The sequence below is a fragment of the Ruminococcus sp. AM26-12LB genome, from assembly GCF_003480785.1.
In the GTDB taxonomy this organism is placed as follows: Bacteria; Bacillota; Clostridia; order Lachnospirales; family Lachnospiraceae; genus Blautia_A; species Blautia_A fusiformis.
The window spans coordinates 96,811-121,487 of record NZ_QUJX01000011.1; the positions used below are offsets into that span (position 1 = coordinate 96,811).

Annotated in this window: 25 protein-coding genes and 1 riboswitch; of the genes, 3 read left to right on the forward strand and 22 right to left on the reverse strand. The window is 42.5% G+C overall.

From position 1 onward, the window contains the following. Window positions 1-166: 166 nt before the first annotated feature. The 6 genes from DW694_RS09805 to DW694_RS09830 all read right to left on the reverse strand — a co-directional run bounded on the left by DW694_RS09805 (window position 167) and on the right by DW694_RS09830 (window position 6,931). Complete coding sequence (locus DW694_RS09805) at window positions 167-883, reverse strand: MgtC/SapB family protein (protein ID WP_022426944.1); 717 nt, start codon at window positions 881-883, stop codon at window positions 167-169. Window positions 884-1,171: 288 nt separating this feature from the next. Then, window positions 1,172-2,494: an ABC transporter substrate-binding protein gene (locus DW694_RS09810; protein WP_110102820.1), complete on the reverse strand. Its 1,323-nt coding sequence runs from the start codon at window positions 2,492-2,494 to the stop codon at window positions 1,172-1,174. Between the two features lie 89 nt (window positions 2,495-2,583). Then, window positions 2,584-3,402 carry a carbohydrate ABC transporter permease gene (locus tag DW694_RS09815; RefSeq protein WP_021651865.1) on the reverse strand — a complete coding sequence of 273 codons (819 nt, stop codon included), beginning with the start codon at window positions 3,400-3,402 and terminating at the stop codon, window positions 2,584-2,586. Beyond that, on the reverse strand, window positions 3,402-4,268 hold the full coding sequence (locus DW694_RS09820) for a sugar ABC transporter permease (RefSeq protein WP_022426943.1): 867 nt from the start codon (window positions 4,266-4,268) through the stop codon (window positions 3,402-3,404). The genes DW694_RS09815 and DW694_RS09820 overlap by 1 nt, the downstream gene beginning before the upstream one ends. A 671-nt stretch (window positions 4,269-4,939) precedes the next feature. Further along, complete coding sequence (locus DW694_RS09825) at window positions 4,940-5,404, reverse strand: DUF1700 domain-containing protein (protein ID WP_022426942.1); 465 nt, start codon at window positions 5,402-5,404, stop codon at window positions 4,940-4,942. Between the two features lie 282 nt (window positions 5,405-5,686). Next, the gene (locus DW694_RS09830) at window positions 5,687-6,931 is read right to left on the reverse strand and encodes a galactokinase family protein (RefSeq protein WP_110102821.1); all 1,245 of its coding nucleotides are present in this window, start codon (window positions 6,929-6,931) and stop codon (window positions 5,687-5,689) included. A 336-nt stretch (window positions 6,932-7,267) separates the two neighbouring features. Between DW694_RS09830 and DW694_RS09840 the strand changes: the two genes are divergently transcribed. Beyond that, on the forward strand, window positions 7,268-8,158 hold the full coding sequence (locus DW694_RS09840) for an AraC family transcriptional regulator (protein WP_110102822.1): 891 nt from the start codon (window positions 7,268-7,270) through the stop codon (window positions 8,156-8,158). 74 nt (window positions 8,159-8,232) lie between these two features. On the opposite strand, the gene xylB is transcribed toward DW694_RS09840, so the two are convergent. From xylB to DW694_RS09865, 5 genes are all read right to left on the reverse strand, one after another. Then, window positions 8,233-9,693, reverse strand: coding sequence for a xylulokinase (gene xylB, locus DW694_RS09845; protein WP_059086154.1), 1,461 nt, complete (start codon window positions 9,691-9,693; stop codon window positions 8,233-8,235). Window positions 9,694-9,891: 198 nt separating this feature from the next. Next, window positions 9,892-11,376 (reverse strand): L-fucose/L-arabinose isomerase family protein, encoded by a 1,485-nt coding sequence (locus DW694_RS09850; RefSeq protein ID WP_110102823.1) that lies wholly within the window; start codon window positions 11,374-11,376, stop codon window positions 9,892-9,894. An 83-nt stretch (window positions 11,377-11,459) separates the two neighbouring features. Next, window positions 11,460-12,077 carry a DUF4867 family protein gene (locus DW694_RS09855; RefSeq protein ID WP_110102824.1) on the reverse strand — a complete coding sequence of 206 codons (618 nt, stop codon included), beginning with the start codon at window positions 12,075-12,077 and terminating at the stop codon, window positions 11,460-11,462. 112 nt (window positions 12,078-12,189) lie between these two features. Next, window positions 12,190-13,041 (reverse strand): AraC family transcriptional regulator, encoded by an 852-nt coding sequence (locus DW694_RS09860; protein WP_015527463.1) that lies wholly within the window; start codon window positions 13,039-13,041, stop codon window positions 12,190-12,192. Then, window positions 13,025-13,999: a bile acid:sodium symporter family protein gene (locus tag DW694_RS09865; protein ID WP_110102825.1), complete on the reverse strand. Its 975-nt coding sequence runs from the start codon at window positions 13,997-13,999 to the stop codon at window positions 13,025-13,027. The genes DW694_RS09860 and DW694_RS09865 overlap by 17 nt, the downstream gene beginning before the upstream one ends. Window positions 14,000-14,206: 207 nt before the next feature. Between DW694_RS09865 and DW694_RS09870 the strand changes: the two genes are divergently transcribed. Next, the gene (locus tag DW694_RS09870; RefSeq protein WP_015527465.1) at window positions 14,207-15,148 is read left to right on the forward strand and encodes a glycosyltransferase family 2 protein; all 942 of its coding nucleotides are present in this window, start codon (window positions 14,207-14,209) and stop codon (window positions 15,146-15,148) included. 4 nt (window positions 15,149-15,152) lie between these two features. On the opposite strand, the gene DW694_RS09875 is transcribed toward DW694_RS09870, so the two are convergent. Next, window positions 15,153-15,716 carry a prolyl-tRNA synthetase associated domain-containing protein gene (locus DW694_RS09875; RefSeq protein WP_110102826.1) on the reverse strand — a complete coding sequence of 188 codons (564 nt, stop codon included), beginning with the start codon at window positions 15,714-15,716 and terminating at the stop codon, window positions 15,153-15,155. 179 nt (window positions 15,717-15,895) lie between these two features. Next, window positions 15,896-15,968, forward strand: a riboswitch (Fluoride riboswitch). 61 nt (window positions 15,969-16,029) lie between these two features. On the opposite strand from DW694_RS09875, the gene DW694_RS09880 reads away from it, so the two are divergent. Further along, window positions 16,030-17,259, forward strand: coding sequence for a chloride channel protein (locus tag DW694_RS09880; RefSeq protein WP_178016050.1), 1,230 nt, complete (start codon window positions 16,030-16,032; stop codon window positions 17,257-17,259). Window positions 17,260-17,358: 99 nt separating this feature from the next. On the opposite strand, the gene DW694_RS09885 is transcribed toward DW694_RS09880, so the two are convergent. The 10 genes from DW694_RS09885 to DW694_RS17235 all read right to left on the reverse strand — a co-directional run bounded on the left by DW694_RS09885 (window position 17,359) and on the right by DW694_RS17235 (window position 24,595). After that, on the reverse strand, window positions 17,359-17,985 hold the full coding sequence (locus DW694_RS09885; RefSeq protein WP_147420730.1) for a hypothetical protein: 627 nt from the start codon (window positions 17,983-17,985) through the stop codon (window positions 17,359-17,361). Next, window positions 17,982-18,359 carry a hypothetical protein gene (locus DW694_RS09890; RefSeq protein ID WP_118752920.1) on the reverse strand — a complete coding sequence of 126 codons (378 nt, stop codon included), beginning with the start codon at window positions 18,357-18,359 and terminating at the stop codon, window positions 17,982-17,984. Before DW694_RS09890 ends, DW694_RS09885 begins: the two co-directional genes overlap by 4 nt. Window positions 18,360-18,416: 57 nt before the next feature. Beyond that, the gene (locus DW694_RS16765) at window positions 18,417-18,770 is read right to left on the reverse strand and encodes a hypothetical protein (protein WP_129976250.1); all 354 of its coding nucleotides are present in this window, start codon (window positions 18,768-18,770) and stop codon (window positions 18,417-18,419) included. A gap of 762 nt (window positions 18,771-19,532) precedes the next feature. Next, complete coding sequence (locus DW694_RS09900; RefSeq protein ID WP_110102830.1) at window positions 19,533-20,126, reverse strand: hypothetical protein; 594 nt, start codon at window positions 20,124-20,126, stop codon at window positions 19,533-19,535. A gap of 29 nt (window positions 20,127-20,155) precedes the next feature. Beyond that, a complete protein-coding gene (locus DW694_RS09905; RefSeq protein ID WP_147417240.1) occupies window positions 20,156-21,091 on the reverse strand; it encodes a hypothetical protein in 936 nt (311 codons plus the stop codon). A gap of 142 nt (window positions 21,092-21,233) precedes the next feature. Then, on the reverse strand, window positions 21,234-21,887 hold the full coding sequence (locus DW694_RS09910; protein ID WP_110102833.1) for a hypothetical protein: 654 nt from the start codon (window positions 21,885-21,887) through the stop codon (window positions 21,234-21,236). Between the two features lie 34 nt (window positions 21,888-21,921). Continuing rightward, window positions 21,922-22,530 (reverse strand): hypothetical protein, encoded by a 609-nt coding sequence (locus DW694_RS09915; protein WP_147419589.1) that lies wholly within the window; start codon window positions 22,528-22,530, stop codon window positions 21,922-21,924. Between the two features lie 13 nt (window positions 22,531-22,543). Continuing rightward, window positions 22,544-23,470 carry a hypothetical protein gene (locus tag DW694_RS09920; RefSeq protein ID WP_118752921.1) on the reverse strand — a complete coding sequence of 309 codons (927 nt, stop codon included), beginning with the start codon at window positions 23,468-23,470 and terminating at the stop codon, window positions 22,544-22,546. 169 nt (window positions 23,471-23,639) lie between these two features. Continuing rightward, entirely contained in the window at window positions 23,640-24,428 is a 789-nt protein-coding gene (locus DW694_RS09925; protein ID WP_243164956.1) for an RHS repeat-associated core domain-containing protein, read from the reverse strand. Beyond that, a complete protein-coding gene (locus DW694_RS17235) occupies window positions 24,416-24,595 on the reverse strand; it encodes a hypothetical protein (RefSeq protein ID WP_243148673.1) in 180 nt (59 codons plus the stop codon). The genes DW694_RS09925 and DW694_RS17235 overlap by 13 nt, the downstream gene beginning before the upstream one ends. Window positions 24,596-24,677: the final 82 nt, after the last annotated feature.

Sequence of the window (24,677 nt, forward strand, 5' to 3'; positions counted from 1 at the left end):
CTGTATTCAGCAAGCTGAATCAGATTCCTTCTTCACTTTGTATTCATTGTATCAGACTATTCTTCATATTTCAAGTGCATTTTTCGTAAAATACATCGTTTTTTCTTTAACATGCTCTTAACTTTCTCAAAAACATGATAAGTTTCATTGTATTCCCGATTCCCGATCATATTTCCTCCACAGAAATAACTCCTTCCTGCTGTCTTACCTCACGAAATACAGTATGGCGTGCTTTCCATTTGGCAGCCTCCATTGTTGCCTGGATCACCACACTCTGTGTTTTGGATCTCTTTTTGATGATAACTACGTTGGAGATCATGATGTCCTCTTCCCGGAGCTTCTTTATGACCATACTCATCTTGTCTTCATTTTCAAACTCCATATATACGTCATAGGTATTGGAATGCTCTTCCACATAAACCTCTATATATTTCGCATATTTGAACACCAGAATAAGCCCCAGCGTGGTAAAGATCGCACCGCTGTAAAAGCCGATTCCCACAGCAAGTCCGATACACGCAGAAGTCCAAAGACTGGCTGCTGTCGTAAGACCGGATACATGTCTCTGTCCGGTCACAATGATAGTTCCCACTCCAAGAAAACCAATCCCGCTGACAACCTGTGCGCCAAGTCGTGCAGTATCTCCGATTCCTGCCCCATTAGAATATACATGGATAAAATCGCCCGTCATCATAACCAGAGTTGCCCCCATACAGACGATCATATGTGTTTTTACACCTGCCACACGCTTCTTCATTCCACGATCAATACCGATCAGACATCCAAGAAACATCGCAAGAATCAGCCGAAACAGCGTCGATCCCATATTTAAAGTGTGCAAATAATCCGATATTGCATTACATGCTCCGAGAATTCCGCCCATAAATTTGCTCCTTTCCTGTTGTAACATTATTTTCTGCCGGTGATAACGCCAATCGCGCATCACTTCATTTTGCCTTGCACGAACGCCGCAGGCCACACTCACTCCATTCGAAAGCTGTCTAGTCAGCCGGACTCACTCCGTCCGTCTCACTACGCAGTTTTTCATATGATCCTATACCCCGGATATACATGATCTGTAGTCTCACAGCATGTAAAACAGCAGGGATACCGGCGCCCGGCGGCGGTATCCCTATCTGTTGCTCTATCTACTGATCAGAGGGCATTCTGATTATTTAATAGACTCGTTATAGTTCTCGATCGCTTTGTTTACAGAAGCTGCAAGCTGATCAACAGCGTCCTGAGTTGTAAGCTTGCCATCATATACCTGCGGCATGATCTCGTTGAATGTAAGACGGGCTTCTGTCTGTACACCTGAGAGAACACCTGCTGTATTGCAGTTTACAGGAGAATCCTTCAGCTGGTTGATAGCTGTCTCGAAGTTCGGGTTTTCTTTGAGGTAAGCCTTCATATCCTCTGTCTCATAAGCTTTCTCGTTGATCGCAAAGTATCCTGTACCCATGGACCATTTAGCCTGTACATCAGGAGTTGTGATGTACTCGATGAATTTCCATGCTGCATCTTCGTTAGCTTCGTTGCCTGTATCTGTAAGCCACAGGGATCCACCACCGATGATAACACCGCCTTCATCATTCTGCTCGATTCTCGGAAGATATCCTGTACCAACTTCGAACGGAGAAGAATCAACTGCATTTTTCAGGATAGCAGTAGACTCGATGATCATACCAACCTGTCCGGAGAAGAATGCTGTCTGAGTATCTGCTGTTGTTGTTCCGTAATCTTCGAAGCATCCGGAATCATACAGCTTTTTCCACATATCAAATACTTTTAGGCCACCGCCGTTGGAATCAAAATCAACAGCTGTAACTGCCTCTGTACGTCCATTGTCATTGTTTCCGTATGTTACGCCAAGTCCTGCAAGCTGCTGCTCAAAGAACCATCCGTAAATAGCCTGTGAATAACCAACCGGAGCTGCTCCGCTCTCTACGATCTTCTTGGCATCCTCAAGAACCTCATCATAAGTTGTCGGCGGAGTTTCAGGATCAAGTCCTGCTGCCTCAAATACGTCTTTGTTGTAATACAGCATAGGTGTGGATACGTTAAATGGCATTGAATACTGCTTGCCGTCTACGGTATAGTAACTGCTGATAACCCCCATAACAGAGCTCTTATCATAGCCTGTGCTTTCAAATTTGTCTTCTACAGGAATGACAGCACCACTGTCATACATGAACTTTGTTCCTACGTCATACATCTGGCAAACATCCGGAAGACCGGAGTCACTCTGCATAGCAGCTTTCAGTTTTGTGATGGTATCATCATAGGTTCCCTGATACTCAGCTTTAACCTCGATCTCATCCTGGGATGCGTTGAAATCATCCACGATCTGCTGAAGCACCTCACCGTTTGTGCCGCCCATTGCATGCCAGAATGTAAGTGTTGTTTTCTCAGCTGCACTTACTGAGCACGGAGCTGCCAGAGATGCAGCCATGATTCCTCCTAAAAGAATCGCCATCCATTTTTTGTTGTTCATATAGAAACCCTCCTTTTATAATGGTCCGACCCGCCCCAATACAGGTCGGACAAATTAACATTTTTGCTACTTGCTCTTATGTGATTGGATCAACCCTTAACAGCACCTGCTGTCAGACCACTGATCATCTGCTTCTGACCAATGATAAATACAAGGATCGACGGAATCAGGATAACCATAGCACCAGCCATAACCGGTCGGAAGTCTGTTGCCTCAGCCCCCTGAAGCATACCAAGACCGATCTGAACCGTTCTCATATTTACACTGTCTGTTACAAGCAGTGGCCACAGATAGTAGTTCCAGCTCTGAAGGAATACATAGATGATCAGAGCACCCAGTGATGGTTTGATAAGCGGAACACCGATGGTATATAAGAACTTGAAATTTGTACATCCGTCAATCTCTGCCGCCTCATGGATCTCCTTCGGCAGTGTCAGGAATGCCTGACGCATGTTGAATACCGCAAAAGCTGCTGCTGCATTAGGAAGGATCAGCGCTGCGTATGTATTACGGATACCCCAGTCAGCAATAGTCAGGTAGTTTGCGATGATGATCGCCTGGCTCGGGATCATCATGGTTGCCAGCATAATATAGAACAGGACCTTTTTGCCTTTGAACTCCATCATTGCAAAAGCATATGCTGCAAGAGCACCTGTAACGACCTGAGCAAATGTGATAACACCGGATACGATCAGTGAGTTCTTAATGAAGGTAAAGAACGGTGCAAGCTGAAATGCTCTTGTGTAGTTCTCGATAGTCAGATGGGACGGCCAGAACTTTCCGCCGTAGATCTCCTTCAGATCCATCATACTAACATTGAAACAGTAGATAACAGGAACAATAATAATAATTGCAAAAATAATATTCAGCGCATACATCGCCACTTTTACATATGGTTTTTCTTTCATCAGTAGGTCACCTTCTTTTCCAGTCTAAACTGCAGTGCAGTCAGGATGATCAAAATAACAAACAGAATTACGGATTCTGAACAGGCCACACCGAAACGGCTGTTGATAAATGCCTCCTGGTAAATCTCATACACGATAACGTTGGTACTCTCTGCCGGTCCGCCCTGGGTCATCATCTTGAACTCTGCGTATGCCTGTACGGAGTTGATGACATTGATGATGAGAAGGAAGAACAGTGTCGGAGAGATTGACGGAATCGTTACATGACGGTGCTTCTGGAAGAAATTCGCTCCATCCAGGGCAACGCTCTCATAAAGCTCAGCCGGTACACTCTGGATCGCTGCAGTAAGGTAAATGAAATTCATACCGATCGCCATCCATACACTAACGATCGTAACTGCGATCAGTGCATATTTCTTATCTGTCAGCCATCCGATATGAGTTCCGAGAGCCCTGTTCAGGATACCCAGAGAGCTGTGGAAAATAAACATGAACACTACAGATGCCGCTGCTGCGGAAATAGCCATCGGAAGTGCATATACAGTACGGAAAAATCCCTTTGCCCTGATCTTCTCTGTACTGATGATCGCCAGTATAAAACCGAGCACAATAGAAAGGATAACTCGCATAACAGAAAATTTCAGTGTTGTCACCAAACTGTTAAGGAACGTTCCATCTGTAAAAATATTCGTATAGTTGTCAAGTCCTACATACTGTGCCACCTGACCAAGAGGTGTGGTTCTGGCAAAGCTCAGCTGGATCGTCTTAACGAACGGCCAGAATACAAACAGTATAAAAAGGATCATTACAGGAACCAGATAGAGATAAGGCTCCACTGTCCTGAAAAAAGATTTTTTACTTTTCATTGTATATCACCTGCTTTTCATAAATTTACGTACTACCGATCAGCTGCATCATCACGATATCTCTGTCCTCCTGACAGTGCTGATCATGTTGCTCATTACACATTCTGCTGAAAAACATTTCCGTTATATCTTCCAGCAATTACCCCAATACATTAAGCAAAACTCTCATTTACGTTCTGCTGTCAAAAATGCCCTCTCACTACCCTCCTTTGTATTTGCGCATTTGTTATCTTTACCAACTTTTTACCAAATGATAACATATTCCTTGCATATAATCAACAGTTATTTCCCTATTTTTCAATATTTCTTTATTTATTTTAGACAATTATTATTTGATAATAATTATTTTTTTATCTATTTTATACAATTTATCGTACCCCAATAAGGCAATCCATTCTGATCACCTTCCATAAAAAACAGATAAAAAAATCGGCAGAAAATAACACATCCTTCGATGTATATCTTCTGCCGTTCTCTCTTCTCAATGGCATCATCTGTTTTTATACAAAACAGACACAATCTCAACTTGTTAACCCAGATTATACAGTAAAATCCACTATAAATCAAGACCAAACACATATTTTTTATGCAAATCTTATAAATACTTTTTTCACAAGCAATCCATTTCATTACGCGGAAATTGTCTTTAATTCACAGCTATTGTGGAACACTTATACTTTTTTCTTCCTGTACCAGGATATTAAATACAAAACTATACCAAAAATTATCAAAAATGGAGCAACTGCCACCAAAACAGTTGTTAAAAGTATCACAATTAACGCTGCAATAGCGATCACGATTGCCTTTCCATACCATGTGCTCAGATCCAGTTTAAAGCTTCTTGCCTTTCCGGCACTGCTCTCCGTCCCATTATCCGCATAATCATCTGCACCATAGCTCTCTTCAGAATAACCAGACTCATCATAAACAGCTGCACTGTCATCTGTATCGATCAAAGTCTTGGCGATCAGCCTGGGATCCCCCAGTTCTGCCAGAACATCTGATTCACTTCGACCGTTCCGGACCTGAGACTGAATGTAATCCTCATAATACCGCACATGAGCCGCAGCTCTCCCCTGGGTCATCTGTCCGGACAGCTGCCCCCGTAAAACCTCAAGAAACTCTCTTCTGCTCATAAATATGTCAAACCTTTCTTATGAAATATAATGAAAAAACAAAACTCAAAACAACTCCAGAAACCTCACCTTGAAAACTTCTGCAAATTCTTTTTTATTACTCTCTTAAAATTTTTCTCATTATACCATAACCCATAAATTTAAATCAGAAACAAATCATAAAATTTTGATTAAAAAATAAAAAATCATAGTACAGCGCAAAGGGCGGTTCATTTCCGGATGCCGCCAAAGCCGCATTCGGAAACGAATCGCCCTCCATGACGTTCGTTATGCCATCAAAAATCACTCAACATGAACAGCCCCTGTACTCCTGATATTCATCGGATAGACATTTTCCCTTCCAACATACTGAGCCATATAGTCCACATACGCATCTGCGTTCTCGATCGGAAGCACGCACATGATAACTCCTGCAAAACCACCACCATGAACTCTGCAGATACCAGCACCGATCTTATTCAGAAACAGCTTGGTAAGCGCCAGACTCAACGTGATCTTCTGCTCCTTGCAATTCTGCAGAGAATAACAGTTCTGCAGCCACTCCCAGGAAGAATTACCGGACTCCTCAAGAAGACGCAGGAATCCCTCACCGTCTTTATTCTCAACAGCCTTCACAGCATCTGCAACACGTCTGTTCTCTTCATAAAAATGCATCGCACGAAGAACAGCACGGTCATTCGGAATATCCTTCACATGTGCCAGAAGATTCTCCATATTGGACTCACAGAGAAGCTCTACGCCCATAGCCTTCGCAGCCTCACGCATCTCCATAGGAATAGAGGAATATTCCTCACTGAGATCTGCATGGCCCTTACCGGTATTTACGATCACAAGTCTGCAGCCCATATCCTCAAAGGAAAATGCGATCTTCTCACAGCTGATATTCTCTTTATCAGAGAAATCCAGAAGGATCGGGCCGCCGGCAGCACAAGCCATCTGGTCCATCAGACCGGAAGCCTTTTTCCAGTAAACATTCTCAGCATACTGACCTGCTCTCGCATACTCGCCATACTCCAGCTTACCTTCATTAAAGAAATAATTGGTGATCGCACATACAAGCATCTCAAAGGAAGCAGAAGAGCTTACACCTGCAGCGGCAATAACCTTGGTGGAAACATAAGCGTCAAATCCACCGGTAGCATAGCCTTTTTTCTGCATATACTCCATAATACCTGCAACAAGAGCATCTGTACCTTTTGTATAGGTTTCTGTGCTGAGCTTGTCAAGATCAACAACTACTTCCTGTTTGTAACCCTCACTGATCATATGGATCACATTGGTTCCGTTTGGATAAGCAGCACCGATGGTATCCAGATCGATACTTGCCGCAATGATCTGACCGCCGTTATGATCAACATGGTTGCCAATGATCTCCGTACGGCCCGGAGCAGTAAAAAACTCTGCCTTGTCATGATGATATTTCTTCTCGAAATTCACAGCAAGATTGGTATAACGGGCGCTACTCTCCTCTGTCTCTCCATAGATTTTTTTCAGCACTTCTGCTGCCGGAATTTTAATTGTTCCCATTTTTTCTTCCTCCTGTTATATAGTTTACACCCCAGATCCGGAAGAACCTGAAAAAATCTTCCGCTCTGTCACGCTTCATGGTTACTGTTCACTCCGTTCTCAGCAACACACTTCGCAATGCGCAGAATATCACCAGTGAATAGTAACGCTTCATGTACTTTTATTATAACAGTCCCGTCTTTTCTGTCCATAACAATTTTGTGTAAAAACCGTATTATTTTGTGGTGATCCCGGAATATCCCTTTGCATTTTCTGCCTTTTCTGATAAAATAAATTCCACTATGAAAAGCAGATATACACTTCAGGATCCGCGCACAGAAGGAAGGAGGTAACACCTTGCAGATCATCACAGATCCCGCCGGAAAAGAACTGAAAAAACACGGAGACAGCTCCTTCCCATTCCTGGTAAGCTACGAGCGGCTTTCCGGCTATGAGACCGGTTCCTTTCTGTGGCACTGGCATCCGGAGATCGAGCTTACCTATATCGAAAAGGGCGAAATGCTCTACAAGATCAATCAGAATACCTTTCACCTGAAAGAGGGACAGGCAATCTTTGGCAATGCCAATGCCCTTCATGCCGGATATATGTATCAGGATCAGGACTGTCAGTATATCCCCATAACCTTTGACCCCAAACTGATCTACGGATTTTCGGGAAGCCTTCTTTTTCAGAAATATACAGAACCGATCCTCCGAAGCTTTTCCCTGTCCGCTGTACCGCTTGATCTATCCTGTAAATGGCATTCCGAGGCCATAAAAGATATCCGTGACATCATCGACCTGGACAGTATCCGGGAACCCATGTATGAATTTGAGATCATCGCCAGACTGCAGCACTTCTGGAAGATCTTGTATGAAAATACGATCTCCCGGACAACTCTTCCATCCGGTCAGGATGAAGAAAACTACCGCCGCATCCGTCAGATCATGTCCTATATCGCAGAACACTACTCTGAAAAGATTCTCCTGAATGATGTTGCAGACCTGATCCACTTAAGTCCCAGCGAATGCAGCCGGCTTTTCAAAAAATGCATGAATATCACACTCTTCGGATACATCCAGGAATACCGCATTGAACGCAGCCTGGAATATCTGGAAAATCCTTCCTGTTCTATCACAGAATCAGGACTGCTGTCCGGTTTTTCGGACTCTAATTATTACACAAAGGTCTTTACGAAAATCAAGGGCTGTACACCAAGACAGTACAGAAAAAATCAGGAGCTGTGACATGCTCCTGATCTTTAACCGTTCAGTGCTCCATACCTATGAAGCAGAACAATATTTATCCGTGAAAATGGCTGTTATCTGAACAACTCTTTCATTGCCGGATACAGTTTGCGGAATTTCCGGTATTTTTCTTCATATTTTGCAACCAGCTCCGGTTCCGGTTCTACCGTATCTACTACCCTGACCAGCTTATTACAGATCGTTTCTACATCCGGGTATTCGCCGCAGCCTACTGCTGCCAGCATTGCACCGCCCATGGACGGGCCTTCCTCATTCTCCGGCACATCCACCTTCAGGTTCATCACATTTGCAATGATCTTTTTCCAGAGAGGGCTCTTAGCTCCGCCGCCGCAGATCTTGGTGCGCTCAATATGGATCCCGAGGCTTCTTGCAACCTCAAGGGAATCTCGAAGTCCGAAAGCAACTCCCTCCAGAACAGCCTGTGTCATATCTGCTCTCGTGGTATCCATGGACATTCCGAAAAATACGCCTCTTGCATCCGGGTTGTTATGCGGAGATCTCTCTCCCATCAGATATGGAAGGAAGAATACCTGATTCTCGCCAAGCTTTTGGATCGGTGCCTGCTCTGCCACAAAATCCTTTGTCTTAAGGATCTCCTCTGACCACCATTTGTTGCAGGAAGCAGCGCTTAACATGCATCCCATCAGATGATAGCTTCCATCTGCATGGTCAAAGGAATGCAGTGCATTGTTTTCATCCACTCCGAAATCTTTGCTGGAAATAAAGATCGTACCGGATGTTCCAAGGGAAATGTTGCACTGGCCATCGCCAACCGTTCCTGTTCCGACAGCTGCCGCAGCATTGTCGCCTGCACCTGCTACAACCTTCACATCTTCTGAGAAGCCAAGCTCTTTTGCAACTTCCGCTTTCAGGTTTCCGACTACCTGCCAGCTCTCGTACAGCTTCGGAAGCTGTTCCTCTGTGATATGGCAGATCTCAAGCATTTCCTTTGACCAACAGCGGTTCTTCACATCCAGAAGAAGCATACCGGAAGCATCGGATACATCTGTGCAGAAGGATCCGCTTAAGCGATAGGCAAGATAATCCTTCGGAAGCATGATCTTTACCACTTTTTTAAAATTCTCAGGCTCATGCTTCTGCATCCAGAGTATCTTTGGTGCAGTGAAGCCTGCAAATGCAATGTTTGCGGTATACTGAGAAAGTTTTTCCTTTCCGATAACCGTATTAAGATATTCCGTCTCCTCACCGGTACGGCCGTCATTCCAGAGAATCGCCGGACGGATCACATTGTCATCTTTATCCAGAGTTACAAGACCGTGCATCTGACCGCCAAAACCGATTCCTGCTACTTCTTTGCGGTCAATCCCTTCTGTGAGCTCTTTGATCCCTTCCATGCTCTGGGCGAACCAGTCCTCCGGATTCTGCTCAGACCAGCCCGGATGGGGGAAGAACAGCGGATATTCTTTTGATACGATGTTGCAGATCTTTCCGGATCCTTCCATAAGAAGAAGCTTTACAGCGGAAGTTCCAAGATCAACGCCAATATAATACATAGTAATTTTTCCTCCTGTAAATACAGAAACCGCAGCTCTCAGTTCGCAGCGCCTGCACGCCTGAGAGCCCGCGGTTTCTGAATCGTATTTAACCAAATCAAGAAAGTCCCCTGCGGGGTTACGAAAAGCAATAAGCAGCGAGTGGAGACTTGCTTGTATCAGGCAGCACGTACGGATGATCTTACCTGCCTGTTTTAATTATCTCCAAGGATTCTCTGTCGGATATCTCACGCCTGCCGGCTGATTGTAACCGATCTCTTCAACCGGTACACCAATGTATTTGAACACCTCGAAGAGAGCTTTTCCGTGATGTCCGAATGCTACAGCACCGTGATGCGGGAATCCTCCCTCGATCAGCACGTGACGGTAGAAACGTCCCATCTCCGGAATTGCAAATACACCGATAGCACCGAAGGAACGTGTTGCAACCGGAAGAACCTCGCCGTGTGCGATATATGCACGAAGCTTGTTGTCCGCTGTACTCTGCAGACGATAGAAGGTGATATCTCCAGGCTTGATATCTCCCTCAAGAGTTCCGTTTGTAACCTCGATTGGAAGGGATCTTGCCATGATCATCTGATATTTCATCTCACAGAAGGACAGCTTGCTGGATGCTGTGTTTCCACAATGGAATCCCATAAAGGTATCCTGAAGTGTATAGTTGAATTTTCCTTCGATAGATTCTTTGTACATATCCTTCGGAACGGAGTTATTGATATCAAGAAGTGTAACGATATCATCACTTACTACCTGTCCGATAAACTCACTTAATGTACCATAGATATCAACCTCACAGGATACCGGAATGCCCTGTGCTGTCAGACGACTGTTTACATAACATGGAACAAATCCAAACTGTGTCTGGAATGCAGGCCAGCATTTTCCTGTCAGTGTTACATATTTACGATATCCTTTGTGATCTCTTACCCAATCCTTCAGAGTCAGCTCGTACTGTGCAAGCTTCGGAAGGATCTCAGGTTTCTTGTTTCCCGCACCAAGCTCTTCTTCCATCTCTTTTACGATCGCCGGGATCCTTTCATCACCTTCATGCTTGTTGAATGCCTCGAAAAGATCCAGCTCTGAGTTCTCCTCGATCTCAACGCCAAGGTTGTAAAGCTGTTTGATCGGTGCATTGCAGGCAAGGAAGTTTGTAGGACGCGGTCCGAAGCTGATGATCTTCAGGTTGCTCAATCCCTCGATCGCTCTTGCGATAGGAAGGAATTCATGGATCATATCCGCGCAGTCCTCTGCATCACCTACCGGATACTCCGGAATATAGGCTTTTACATTACGAAGCTGCAGGTTGTAGCTTGCATTCAGCATACCGCAGTAAGCATCTCCACGTCCCTGGCAGAGATTATCCTGTGTTTCCTCAGCTGCTGCGATAAACATCTTCGGTCCCTCGAAATGCTTTGCAAGAAGGGTCTCAGAAATCTCCGGTCCGAAGTTTCCAAGATATACACAGAGTGCGTTACAGCCTGCTTTTTTGATATCCTCCAGAGCCTGGACCATATGGATCTCACTCTCTACGATACAGACCGGACATTCGTAGATATCCTTTGCATCGTATTTCTTTGTGTAAGCTTCTACAAGAGCTTTTCTCCTGTTTACGGAAAGGCTTTCCGGAAAACAATCTCTGCTGACTGCAACGATTCCGATCTTAACTTCTGGCATGTTGTTCATAATCTTCATTCTCCTTTTTATATCCGGCAGATTTTCCACCGGTGATATTATTGTTCGTTTGTAACTATTCACTTCACCCAAAATCAGTCAAGTGTGATATTTTCACCCTTCAATCCATTGAATGCGCCTTCGATCTTCGCATCCTCATGAGCGATAAGCCATTTATTTCTGGCTGTCATCAGACCGTCCTCTCCGTCCTCTGACATCGGAAAATCAATCTCTGTGTTGGTTCCTCTTGGAAGAACAACTACACACTGAAATCCACTCTCATTCACATGACACGGTGCATAGTGGAGCGTTGTGGCATAAACCTCGATCCCGGTTCCTGCCGGTACCAGAAATGCCTCCACCTTTGAGGTATCGTATGTAAGATCCTCTTCTATATCCTGCTGATGTCCGATAAGCAGTACAAGATCTGTCACTGCTACATTGATCTCGGAATTCCGATGATATTCCAGGGCATTCAGCTTTTTATTGTGACCATTGCAATATCCGATCTGGACAGGTAATCCACCAAACGCTCTGTTTTTCAGCTCTTTTTCCACATCGAGAGCTTCCAGCTCCTCTGCTGACGGAACATATACCACATCCTCCGGAACCGGTGTATGCTTCATCTCCTTCAGAAGCGGACCGAAATTGTATCCCTCCAGAACCTTTCCGTATCTGCGGAAAGCCGGATCTGTTACTTTCTGAATTTTCACGATTTAACCCTCCTTACAAAATTACTGTTTCACAGCTTCTCTGTATCTTCGTTTTGAACTGAAAAAAGCATACCACATCATGGTATGCTTTTCGCCGCTTTTCTTGACTCATTCATAGCACTTTTTTGACATTTTTATGATTCTGACGCTCCACTCTTCCCGGCAGGATCCCGTAACGCTTTACAAATTCCCTGGAAAAAGCCCTGCTGCTTGCAAACCCGTTGTCAAGTGCGATAGAGCTGATGGTATGATCTGTATGCAAAAGCTCCTTATAGGCGTATGCCATGCGGATATCCTGTAAATATGTCTTAAAATTGACCTTCGCATATTTCCGGAACATTCTTGACAGATATGCATCGGAATATCCGAACATGGCTGCAAGTCCGGAAAGCCTGAGATCCTCCTTGTAATGCTCCCGCATATAAGTGGTTATTTTTGACAAAGCATCCAATCTGCGGCTGATCTTCAGCGCATTCTCCTCCACCTCTGTTTCCCTGTATGCAGAAACCATAAGATAAAGGACTTCATAGAACACTGCCCTGATACGGAATTCGTACCCCGTTTCCCCGGATACGTACACCCGATACATCTCCCGGATCAGAGAAACCATCCGCCTGTCTGTTTCCTCAGACTCTTCGTTTCTGCTCCGAAAACGGATAAATCTCTGAGCGGTAAAATAATCCGAAAACTGCTTCAGCGGGATCTGCAGTACGATGGTCTCATTACGTACTGGCGCCTGAATAGAATGTACTTCATTGGAATTAATGATCAGAAACTCCCCTGCCTTCAGAGGATACTCTTTCTCATCGATATAGAAATAAAGGCTCCCCTCCATCACCGCAAAGATCTCGATCGAAGTATGCCAGTGTTTTTCCCTTACATAATTTCCGTTTCTTCCTTCAAAAAGAAAAAGCTTAAAAGGAAATCCTTCATTGGGAATGATCAATTCATGCTGAAACTCCATGCTCCTTCTCCCTTTCCTGCTGTCCGGTCTGGATCCGGCGCATCATACTTCCGTAAAAAGCCGCCAGGATCTGCTGAAATAACGTTCCGATCATAACCGGAAATAATGTTTCCGCCGGAAAATACGCTCCCGCGATCACCGCACCGGCGCTGATGTTCCGCATTCCGGAACCATAGATCATGGAAACCGTTGCCGCTTTATTCTGCCTTGTAAGAATGGCAATGATCCAGCCAATGGCATATCCCCCTGCTGCCAGGACCAGGATCGCTGCTGCTACCTCCAGCCGTTCTCCATTAAGATGCTTCATATAAGGAGAAACCTTGGAGGAGTTAGAGGTTACCACAAAGATCAGGCACATTTTTGAAAAAGGCGCCAGCTTTTTCGGCCAGGTCTCCATAACCTTTCCATGGCTGACTTCATTAAGGCACATGGCAAGGACTGCCGGCAGAGCGATCATGAAAACCAGCTCCTTCATCATTCCCACAGTATCCATTTTTACGCTGGAGCCCACCAGGAGCTTCAATACTGCCGGGATCAGAAAGGGAGCCAGGATCGTATCGATCACAACCAGCGAAAGTGACAGTGGACTGTTTCCATTATAAATGGATACCCACATCAGACTGATCACCGCTGCAGGTACGGAAAATTCCAGCACCATTCCTGTGATATAATTCATATTGCCCGGGAACAGAAGATGTCCCAGACCGCAGGCGGCCACCGGTCCCAGCACATGAAGGATCAGCAGCATCAGGATCAGCGGAAGCGGCCGCTTAAACACATCTGCTACATCACGGAACCTGGATTTCAGCGCACCGATAAAGGTCATAAATGCAAAAGCATACGTCACATAGGGCACGCCATGCTTTGCAATATCCGGAAACAGTACCCCCGTAAGCAGACAGGCCGGCGTCACAAAAGCCATCCATTTCTCCATAAAGCTGTTAAATTTTTCCAGCATATCACACCTCTTGTTTATCTTTTTTTCTGTCTTTTTTACAGTTTATCACAAAAAAACAGCGGTGCAAGAAAAAAATCCCCTGTTTTATAGCCGATTCCGGACAAATATGATATGATAGTACCCATCCAAAAGCAACCTGAAACCAGGGCGGACTACAGATATCCGCCAAAATGATCATTTTTTATGATCTGGAAAACGAGGCCAAAAATGATTTCTTTAATTATACCATGCTTCAATGAGGAAGAATCCCTTCCGCTTTTTTACCCGGAAGCCACTTCTGTCCTCAGGCAAATGAACTGTGATTATGAACTGATCTTTGTGAATGACGGTTCCAGAGACAGAACCCTTGAGATTTTAAAAGAGCTTTCCGAAAAGGATCCTCATGTGATCTATCTTTCTTTTTCCAGAAACTTCGGAAAGGAAGCTGCCATGTATGCAGGCTTCTGCAATGCCGGCGGCGATTATGTAGCAGTAATGGACGCTGATCTTCAGGATCCGCCGTCCCTTCTCCCGGAAATGCTGGAGAAGCTGGAATCCGGAGAATATGACAGCGTTGCCACCAGACGTGTCAGCCGTGACGGAGAGCCACCTATCCGGAGCTTTTTTGCCCGGAAATTTTATCAGCTGATCAATAAGATCTCGGATGCAGATATTGTGGACGGCGCCAGAGACTTCCGTCTGATGAAGCGCAGTATGGTGGATGCCATCGTCTCCATGAGTGAGTACAACCGCTTCTCCAAGGGAATCTTCGGCTGGATCGGTTTCCGCACCTGCTGGCTCCCCTACAAAAATATCGAACGCGTAGCCGGTGAGACCAAATGGAACTTCTGGAAGCTGTTTAAATACGCCGTCAGCGGCATCATCAATTTTTCTCAGGTACCGCTGACCATCGCCTCCTGGTTCGGAACGACCATGACCGGTTTTTCCTTTCTGGTCCTGGTAGCCATCATCGTCCGAAAGCTGATCTTCGATGATCCGGTCCCAGGCTGGGCTTCCACCATCTGTGTCATCATCTTCATCGGCGGCCTGCAGCTTTTCTGCCTGGGTATCATGGGACAATACATAGCCAAAACCTATATGGAGGTCAAGCAGCGCCCCCATTACATCATAGCAGAGTCCAACAAAAAGGACTTTACACCCATACGTTGATTTTCTATTCTGTCGGCAGCTCGACCACCTGATATTCGTGGCCCAGCGCCGGCAGGATTTTTTCTTTTACATCACTGGTCTTCATCAACAGAGTGGAAGTATTGATACACGGATGGCATCCGAAATATTCTTCATCCAGGACTTCTTTATCGATCACCAGGTGTACCTTCTTTTCTTTATCAAAGATCAGTCCCATCAGACTTAAGGACCCCGGGGTAATGTTCAGATATTCCTCCATCTGCTCTCCGTCTGCAAAGGAAAGTCTGGCTGTTCCGATCTGTTTGGACAGAAATTTTGTTTTAAACGGCTTCTCTCCCGGCATCAGCAGCAGATAGAAATCCGTTTTCTGTCGGTTGCAGAGAAAAAGATTTTTGCATATCTGCGCCCCCAGAAGCTGATCCACTGCCTCGCAGGCCTCCATGGTCATCAGTGCTTCATGATCTGCTCTTTTATATTCAATCCCAAAACTATCCAGAAAATCGTACACTGCGATTTCCTTCTCCAGACGGCCCTCGGTGTTCTCCGGTCTTCCTGTATAGACTGTTTTGTCAATTCTTGGTTCTTCCATGATGTCTCCTCCGTTATTTTTACATTCTCATATGTGCAGGTCTTAGTCGCAGCATATTACGCTTTACTGCTTCAACCGTAACCTGCCGATTTGTTTAATCATAGCACACCTGTAACAAATAAGATACTCCGGATTTCCGTCTGACTATTGACGATATCAGCCTCGGATGCTATACTCTCAGGCAGAAAGGGAATGAAGTTCTCCCCCGATTTTTATCGAAACCGCCAATGAGCTGATGACTTCTGTGCAATGCACGGGGTTACCAGCTTTTTTTGATGGATTTTTAAGATCCGGGAGATTGAAAGGAGTTACTATGACAAAAGAAACTATCCAAAAAGAACATCAGATCCTGCAGCTGAAATATGCTGTCCTTGCAGTGGTCGTGGGAATCTGCGTCGGGATCGTAGATACTATCTTCGGCCGGGGCCTGCTGGCGATCTCTGCTTTTCGCACTGCACACTGGCGCTGCCTGCTGCCCTTCCTGCCTCTGGCCGGACTTCTTATTGTATGGATGTATCATCATTTCAGCACCTTAAGCTTAAAGGGCATGTCCCTGATCTTCGAAACCGGGCAGAAAAAAAGAGACCAGATTCCTCTGGCCCTTGTCCCTCTGGTAATGCTCGGCACCTGGATCACTCATCTCTTCGGAGGAAGTGCCGGCCGTGAAGGTGTTGCCGTGCAGATCGGTGCTACACTCTCCCACGAGGCCGGACGCAGGCTGCATATCCGGGAAAATAAGCCTGTCATGCTGATCACCGGTATGGCTGCCGGTTTTGGCGGTCTGTTCCAGACGCCACTGGCCGCTGTATTTTTTGCCATGGAGGTGATCGTTGCCGGATATCTTGAGTACGATGCGCTGCTGCCGGCACTTATTGCCGCATATACAGCCTCCTTCACCTCTCATTTCCTGGGACTGGAAAAATTTGCTGTGGATATCCAGGACACCTGGACTGTGACCAATCTCCGAAGCATGATCTCTCTCATTGCTCTCGGACTTGCCTTTGGTCTTGCCGGACGATGCTTTTCCGTACTTCTTCAGGAAGCAAAGAAATTATTCGGGGAAAAAATTTCAAATCCGCTGATCCGCATCGGTGTCATGGCCATTCCACTGGCAGCTCTGCTGTTTGTGAGCTATGGCGGACGCTACACAGGTCTTGGAACCAATCTCATCTCCGCTTCCTTTGCCGGAGAAACGATCTACGGATATGACTGGATTCTGAAGCTTCTGTTTACTGTATTTACACTTGCCATCGGTTTTCAAGGCGGCGAAGTGACACCACTGTTCTCCATCGGCGCTTCCCTTGGAGTCGTCCTAGGTTCCATCCTCGGGATCCCTCCCATTATCTGCGGGGCACTTGGCTACGCCGCAGTATTCGGCAGCGCCACCAATACCCTCATCGCCCCGATCCTTATCGGCCTGGAAGTCTTCGGCAACCGAAATACCCTTCCCCTCATCCTGGTATGCATCCTCGCTTATCTGATCAACGGAAATCACTCCATTTATGGAGCACAGCAGAAGGCGCTTTGCAGGTTTGAGGAGTAGATATGTACATATTTTTTATTCGGTCATGACTGACTCGGTTGTGGCCGAGTGAACTACCCAGCACCTAAGGATATCAGATTCGCCATATGATTCCTTTCTTCAGCTATTAATGGATTCTATCTCCGAATCATCATATATTTTCTTTAACTCTTTTCTCATTTCCTTATTGATACTTATATATTTTGAATCATTATCAGCCCATTTTACTTTCAGGATATCGTGTTTGCGTATATATAATACAGGCAGCCGGCTTCTGTGCTTATCCATAAAGATTCCCTGGCTTTCATAAAAAATTTCCTGCAGATAATCATTCATTTCATCTACCTGGATTACAAATGTAAAACGAATATCCTTCTTTTTTTCTTCTCTGCTCATCTCATTGATCCAGAACTCTGCAAATTTATCATTTAACAACAAAACATCATTTCTATCCATATCTGTAATATCTATAAGCGCCCAGATATTCACCTGATTATTTCTATTTTTCTTGAAAAAACTTACTTTTCCTTTTTCGTCCAGTTCATATTCTGACTTTTTTTGGTACTGGTTATGTAAAAGCCCTTTTTCAAATACAACGTTTCGTTCTTCGACCTCTTCTGGAAAAGTTATTTTGATATCTATTAACTTCTCATATTTGTAACAAATAAAACTGAATGGCATCCAGATTTCTTTTTTATTCTCTATATACCTGTAGCTTCTTGCATGAATCCTAGCACTATGCTTCAAAATTGAACATACCCCGCTGTCATTAAAATATACAGTGGTAATAACGCTTTTTCAATCGCATCATTCCCACTGCTATTCGTCCAACATTTCCAACAGGAATATACTGCTGCAAAAAAAACATCTGTCAAAAGCAACATTTGAAACAGAAAACAACCTCTGATTCCGGAAAACCATTTTCGATTTTTTCTCATCATCCCATAAACATATAGAGGATTTTCATCTACACTTTCCGAAGAAATATCCTGATCCGGTGTTTCGCCACATCTGAATACCCATCCAGTCAATGCCAAATATCCCCAAAAGGCTACTCCAAATGTGAATCTATCATCTTCAAAAATCCAACGATATGACAAAAATAAAATACAAAATAACAAAATTTTTCCAAGTATATTATTTTTTCTTTTTCGGTTTATTATGATCCCCCCTAGTCATCAGGCCTGTACAACATCCGATATTCCCAGACAATCCAACAGATCTTTTTTCATTTTCTCATATTGTTTTTTACATCTCGAATATCTATATAACGGAAGGATTTCCAAGCGATTATAATAACGGTTATATACCGCTCCAAGACGGTATCGTCTTTTATACATCATTATCCCTGAATTATTCCGTACAATGCTCTTCAGAACACGATTATCATCTTCTACTTCCAGCACAAAGGAAAAATATATTTCCTTTTTTTCCTCTTTCGTTGTAATATACTGTTTCCAAAATTCTACAAAAGCTTTATTTAATTTTCCGATATCCGCTTCCTGAAACAAATCTGTTTTTACATATGCCAAAATATGTATCTCATCTGTTTTGTCATATCTGTAGAAAAAAGTTTTTCCATTTCGAGGAGCTTTATACGTATTTATATATTGATAAATTCCAAAATCTTTTTCCATTACATCAGAATGTATCTGTAAATCCCTGTAACACACCGGATTTTCATAATACATATTGATATTCTGGCACAGAAAACTGAATGGCGCCCAATTTCCTTCTTTATCTGTTGGGTATTTATAATTCTTTTTATAAAATTTCACATAAAATATCCACATGCATGATCTTGCCATGATCATAAAAGCCAGCGAGATATTCAGAAGGATTTCTATCACTGTACTATTTATACCTGGATTTACATACTGCATCCCCAGATATGTAAAATACACTCCCAGCCACAGAATCATTATTTTTCGCAAAAACAAAAAACTTTTTAACTTTCCGTTTTTCCTGATAGGAAGAGCATATTTCGATTCCTTTTTGTCATTTAACATACCGTGTACATAAAATGGATTCTGACAGTTATAACTATCCGGCACATTATAAGGGGTTTTCCATCTTGACGGTATAATAACCGTAGGAATAAATAGAATATTTGAGATCATCAGGCTTACCAGAACCGCCAAAATTTCCATTACACCGACCGGCGCCAAATAGAAATAAAAAGATTTCAGTAATCCTCCAAATACCAGGGCATATACGCATAAATAAATTGATTTGCTCAACATGTCGATCATTTCTCTGTATAATTGCCTCTTTCTTTTCTAATACATATTCTTTTAATCAAGTGATATCTTCTCTCCATTTACAGAAATCCAGTAATCTTTCGGTTTGTGTTCCATGTATCCATAACATATCTTTTCATTTTTGTTATTTTCTGCTTCCAGAAATTTTGTTCCCACAGAATCCTTCACATCGGCTATTACATAATTATCATCATTCGGTACTACCAGTACATACCATTCCCCATTAATTTCTATCGTTGACATATCGATATTTATCTTTACATCTTGATACTCTCTGCCTGTACCATAAAATATAGAATCCGGCAATTTCCATTTCCCAGAACTTTCCGGAAAAATCTTCCCCTCTACTGTTCCTTCGTTATCCATGATAACATATGTAGAATTTTCTCCCTGCAGAATACGGATGATCTCAGCATTATCACCATATGCTTCCACGGCTTTCTCCACAGAACTGAAACTTCGGTGAGTATACACTGTATCGCAAACAAAGAGTCCGATTCCTAATATAACAATTGGTGCGACAACCTTAACTGGTGTCTTTTTTGATTTTCTTTTATAAGAAATAGCGATCACCAGATTAATAATAATTACCAGATATACAATTGGTTCTATCACTTTGATCAACATACCTTTTTCACATCACCTTTGCATACAGTCTACAGATCTATATCACGTCTTCCGATCACCCGCTTCAGTTCTTCTCTCATTTCTCTGTAAATATTTTTATATCTGGACTTACGGTCCGTACATTTTATTTTTATGATGTCATGTTTTTTCTCATACAAAACAGCCATACGACTTCGATGTTTATACATTCGTGTTCCTGATCCATCATAAAAAATCCTGCTTATAGCATCATTGATTCTCTCAGTCTGGATCACAAAGGTAAAACGTACATCTTTCTTTTTTTCTTCTCTGGTCAGCTCATTACACCAGAAAATCTCAAATGCATCATTCAGAAGCTGGATATGCATTTTCTCCATATCTGCTATATCAATGATCGCCCATAAGTTTACCTGTTGATTTTTTCTTTTCTGATAAAAACAGATTTGGTCATTCTCTTTTAATATATAATTTGCTTTTTTAGCATATCCACTTTTAAAAAGACATTCTTCAAACACCAGAGGCTGATTTTTCTCCGTTTCTTCTGTTGGATCAGGCAGTATCCTTCCTGCCAGTCCCTGCATTTCATATCCGATAAAGCTGAATGGCATCCAGATACCTTTTTTATTTCTCGGATAGCAGAAACTTTTCTTATAAATATGGATATAATATGCCTCCACTACACCAAGACTCATTATTATTCCCCAGTAAATCCAGAAAAATTCCAGTCTGATTTCCTGATATCTTCTATGTATTATATGATCAGAAATGAACCCTGCTGTCATCAGAAGAACATAACTCAAAAGCAAAATCTGTACTACAAAATATCCATTTATCCCAGAAAGCCATTTCCTCTTCTTCATCATTTTTCGTACATACAGAGGATTCCTGTCATCATATAAATTTGCAAAAGGAAACCTTTCATTTCTTGCCCAAATTCTATCTGCCGATAATACAGCTTCTCCCATTGCCGCCAATACTAATGCCATTCTGATCTCCGGCATGATCTGGTAGCAAGCTGGTGTCAGAAGTAATGTTATTAGAAAAAAACGTTTTGTTTTTTCACTCAAGCGATATCTTCTCCCCATTTATAGAAATCCAATAATCTTTTGTTTTATGATATCTATTATTTTAATGACTACTTATTATTTTCCATCCAGTTCTGACCCAATCCTTCAAAAACCCGATTGGAACCATCTTCTGTCCATTTGCAGAAACCCAGTAGTCCTCTGGGTATTTTTTCAGATATCCATAGTAAACGTTTTCGCTTCCTTTTGCTTCGGAAAATTCTGTTCCTTCCGAATCGTATACATTCGTTATGGGAGATTTTATTCCCGGATATGGTGACACCACAACATACCATTCCCCATCAACTGCTACGGTAGATACGTCGACTATAATCCTGTCTCCTGTAAAACGCTTTGTGTCCTGAAACTCTGAATCTTCCGGAAGTTTCCAGCCGCTTTCTGTTTTTTCAAAAATCTGTGAGTCCATCACATCTCCATCATCCATAATAACCAATGCTGAAGTTTTTCCTCGCAATGTCGCCACGACATCTGACCGATCATCATAGGCTGTTACTGCTTCCTCAAGTGTATGGAAACTTTGTTCAGCCTCTTTGTTATTTTCGGACATCATAAATATGATGACCACAGACAAAACCGGAACCAGTATAAATATGGATATTTTTCGTGGGATTCTTTTCCTGGAATCCACAACTGCCACTATCATGAGCAACAGCAATAAGATTCCCCACGACCACCAGTTAGACAGTGAAATATTCATTTTTATGTTCTCCTTTTCCTACAATCTTGACGCTTCACAGATTGATCGCTACTTTATCTCCATCTACAGAAATCCAGTAATCATCTGGTTTCGTTTTCAGATATCCATAATATACCGTTATATTCTCATATTCCGTTTTTAAAAATTCTGTTCCAGCCGAATCGTGAACCTCATCTATAGAATTCTCCCCCATAAGATAATGTGGGAGTATTACAATATACCATGCTCCATGTATTTCTATTGATCTCATATCAATATTGGCATCTTCTGAAGGATAGCTCATACTTTTTCTGAAAAATGCTGAATCCGGCAATTTCCATTTCTTTCCATTTTTTGGAAAAATTCTTCCTTCAATAGATCCATCTTCATCCATGATAACATATGTAGATTTCTCATCCTGCAAGTTTGCTATTGGCTTCGCCTTAACATCATATGCCCGAATCGCTTTATCCAGCGAGGTAAAATTTCGCTGCACAAATACTGCCTGAAACATAATAAATAACAAACCAACCAGAAAAATTGGTCTGATGATAAAAAGCGGTACCTTTTTAGATTTTTTCTTGCATACGAGAGCAACTGCCAATGCAATAAACATTAATATTGTTATAACTCTTTCGAAAATGCTCAATATCAGATTCGCCATATGATTCCTTTCTTCAGCTATTAATGGATTCTATCTCCGAATCATCATATATTTTCTTTAACTCTTTTCTCATTTCCTTATTGATACTTATATATTTTGAATTATCATCAGCCCATTTTACTTTCAGGATATCGTGTTTGCGTACATATAATACAGGCAGCCGGCTTCTGTGCTTATCCATAAAGATTCCCCCGCTTTCATAAAAAGTTTCCTGCAGGTAATCATTTATTTCATCTACCTGGATTACAAATGTAAAACGAATGTCTTTCTTTTTTTCTTCTCTGTTCATCTCATTGATCCAGAACTCTGCAAATTTATCATTTAACAACAAAACATCATTTCTATCCATATCTGTAATATCTATAAGCGCCCAGATATTCACCTGATTATTTCTATTTTTCTTGAAAAAACTTACTTTTCCTTTTTCGTCCAGTTCATATTCTGACTTTTTTTGGTACTGGTTATGTAAAAGCTCTTTTTCAAATACAACGTTTCGCTCTTCGACCTCTTCTGGAAAAGTTATTTTGATATCTATTAACTTCTCGTATTTGTAACAGATAAAACTGAATGGCATCCAGATTCCTTTTTTATTCTCTATATACATGTAGCTTCTTGCATGAATCCTAACACTATGCTTCAGAAATTCAACATACCCCGCTATCATTAAAATATACAGTGATAATAACGCTTTTTCAATCGCATCATTCCCACTGCTATTCGTCCAACATTTCCAACAGGAATATACTGCTGCAAAAAAAACATCTGTCAAAAGCAACATTTGAAACAGAAAACAACCTCTGATTCCGGAAAACCATTTTCGATTTTTTCTCATCATCCCATAAACATATAGAGGATTTTCATCTACACTTTCCGAAGAAATATCCTGATCCGCTCTTCCGCCAAATCTGAATACCCATCCAGTCAATGCCATATATCCCAAACCGGCTACTGCAAATGTGAATCTATCATCTTCAAAAATCCAACGATATGACAAAAATAAAATACAAAATAACAAAATTTTTTCAGGTATATTATTTTTTCTTTTTCGGTTTATTATGATCCCCCCCTAGTCGTCAAATACATTTCCCATATATTTTTACATACAAAACTTATACATAAACCCAATATAACTTTCCTAAATACTTATAACACTTCATATACCGCGTTCCTTTTCCCGGAGTATACTCACATCCCCCGCCAATAACTCTCCCATACTTTCGTATTGCAATATTAGAATTAACAAAAGCATTGCATGCATAATCTCCACAATAAGAACTTATTTCCTCCTCTGCCAATTGCCTTATCTTTCTACTTTTTTCTTCATTAACCGCACTTCGTAATGGTAATGCCTCTGAAAATGAAAGATTCATATTTAAAATTTTTCGATTTGCGTTATGATAATCTTTTCTCATATATTCCAAATATCCTCTTTTCTCCGGCCCCATACTCGCTAAAGGATTTAAAATTAATGATATTCCCGCACTTACCGCACCATTTATAACCGCGCTTGTAAAATCTCTATTTTCATAATAATCACTTGCAAACGAAGTAACACCACTTACAACTGCACCTGTTGTCGAACCACCAATTCCCAAAAATCCCATAGCGGTTCCAAGTCCTGCGGAAGCGGCAGTGATCCAGTTTATCTCTGACAGATTTTTCCCCTCAAAAATCATCTGACATCCAACTGAAAGTCCCATTCCAGCGACAAAACTTGCTGCTGCAACCATCCATGCATTTCCATCCTGATCTGCACGTACCAGTGGATTATCGTCACAGTAGGCAAATAAATTTCGATTATGTAATGTCTCCATAGATGCTTTTTCACTTTTAAAGTTATCCGCACTGATAAATCTCCGGATCTCCGGATCATAATACCGGTTCTTCAGATAGTACATTCCGGTTTCTTCATCGTAGTAGTAGCCTCTGTAACGGAACGGGTTGATTTTCCAATGGTGCCGGCTTTGCTGCCGGTGATGCTCAGGATTTTTCCCCAGCTGTTATACTTGTATTCTACTACAGTCTCTCCGGCGTCGTCAATCAGTGCAATGACATCATTCTGCAATAGTAAATTTTTCGTTACGGTTCCCTCCGACAGCTTTCCAATCTCCCACGTTCATGCTATACTAAACCTATCTCTGTCTGCC

Coding starts and splice junctions, on each gene's coding strand:
- DW694_RS09825 (WP_022426942.1), bottom strand. CDS start 5,404: ATGAGCAGAAGAGAGTTTCTTGAGGTTTTACGGGGGCAGCTGTCCGGA.
- DW694_RS09860 (WP_015527463.1), bottom strand. CDS start 13,041: ATGGAGTTTCAGCATGAATTGATCATTCCCAATGAAGGATTTCCTTTT.
- xylB (WP_059086154.1), bottom strand. CDS start 9,693: ATGTATTATATTGGCGTTGATCTTGGAACTTCCGCTGTAAAGCTTCTT.
- DW694_RS09870 (WP_015527465.1), top strand. CDS start 14,207: ATGATTTCTTTAATTATACCATGCTTCAATGAGGAAGAATCCCTTCCG.
- DW694_RS09805 (WP_022426944.1), bottom strand. CDS start 883: ATGGGCGGAATTCTCGGAGCATGTAATGCAATATCGGATTATTTGCAC.
- DW694_RS09905 (WP_147417240.1), bottom strand. CDS start 21,091: ATGGCATTAGTATTGGCGGCAATGGGAGAAGCTGTATTATCGGCAGAT.
- DW694_RS09830 (WP_110102821.1), bottom strand. CDS start 6,931: ATGGGAACAATTAAAATTCCGGCAGCAGAAGTGCTGAAAAAAATCTAT.
- DW694_RS09925 (WP_243164956.1), bottom strand. CDS start 24,428: ATGTACTATCTGAAGAACCGGTATTATGATCCGGAGATCCGGAGATTT.
- DW694_RS09875 (WP_110102826.1), bottom strand. CDS start 15,716: ATGGAAGAACCAAGAATTGACAAAACAGTCTATACAGGAAGACCGGAG.
- DW694_RS09850 (WP_110102823.1), bottom strand. CDS start 11,376: ATGAACAACATGCCAGAAGTTAAGATCGGAATCGTTGCAGTCAGCAGA.
- DW694_RS09910 (WP_110102833.1), bottom strand. CDS start 21,887: ATGAATATTTCACTGTCTAACTGGTGGTCGTGGGGAATCTTATTGCTG.
- DW694_RS09820 (WP_022426943.1), bottom strand. CDS start 4,268: ATGAAAAGTAAAAAATCTTTTTTCAGGACAGTGGAGCCTTATCTCTAT.
- DW694_RS09865 (WP_110102825.1), bottom strand. CDS start 13,999: ATGCTGGAAAAATTTAACAGCTTTATGGAGAAATGGATGGCTTTTGTG.
- DW694_RS09880 (WP_178016050.1), top strand. CDS start 16,030: ATGACAAAAGAAACTATCCAAAAAGAACATCAGATCCTGCAGCTGAAA.
- DW694_RS09915 (WP_147419589.1), bottom strand. CDS start 22,530: ATGGCGAATCTGATATTGAGCATTTTCGAAAGAGTTATAACAATATTA.
- DW694_RS09900 (WP_110102830.1), bottom strand. CDS start 20,126: ATGTTGATCAAAGTGATAGAACCAATTGTATATCTGGTAATTATTATT.
- DW694_RS09810 (WP_110102820.1), bottom strand. CDS start 2,494: ATGAACAACAAAAAATGGATGGCGATTCTTTTAGGAGGAATCATGGCT.
- DW694_RS09815 (WP_021651865.1), bottom strand. CDS start 3,402: ATGAAAGAAAAACCATATGTAAAAGTGGCGATGTATGCGCTGAATATT.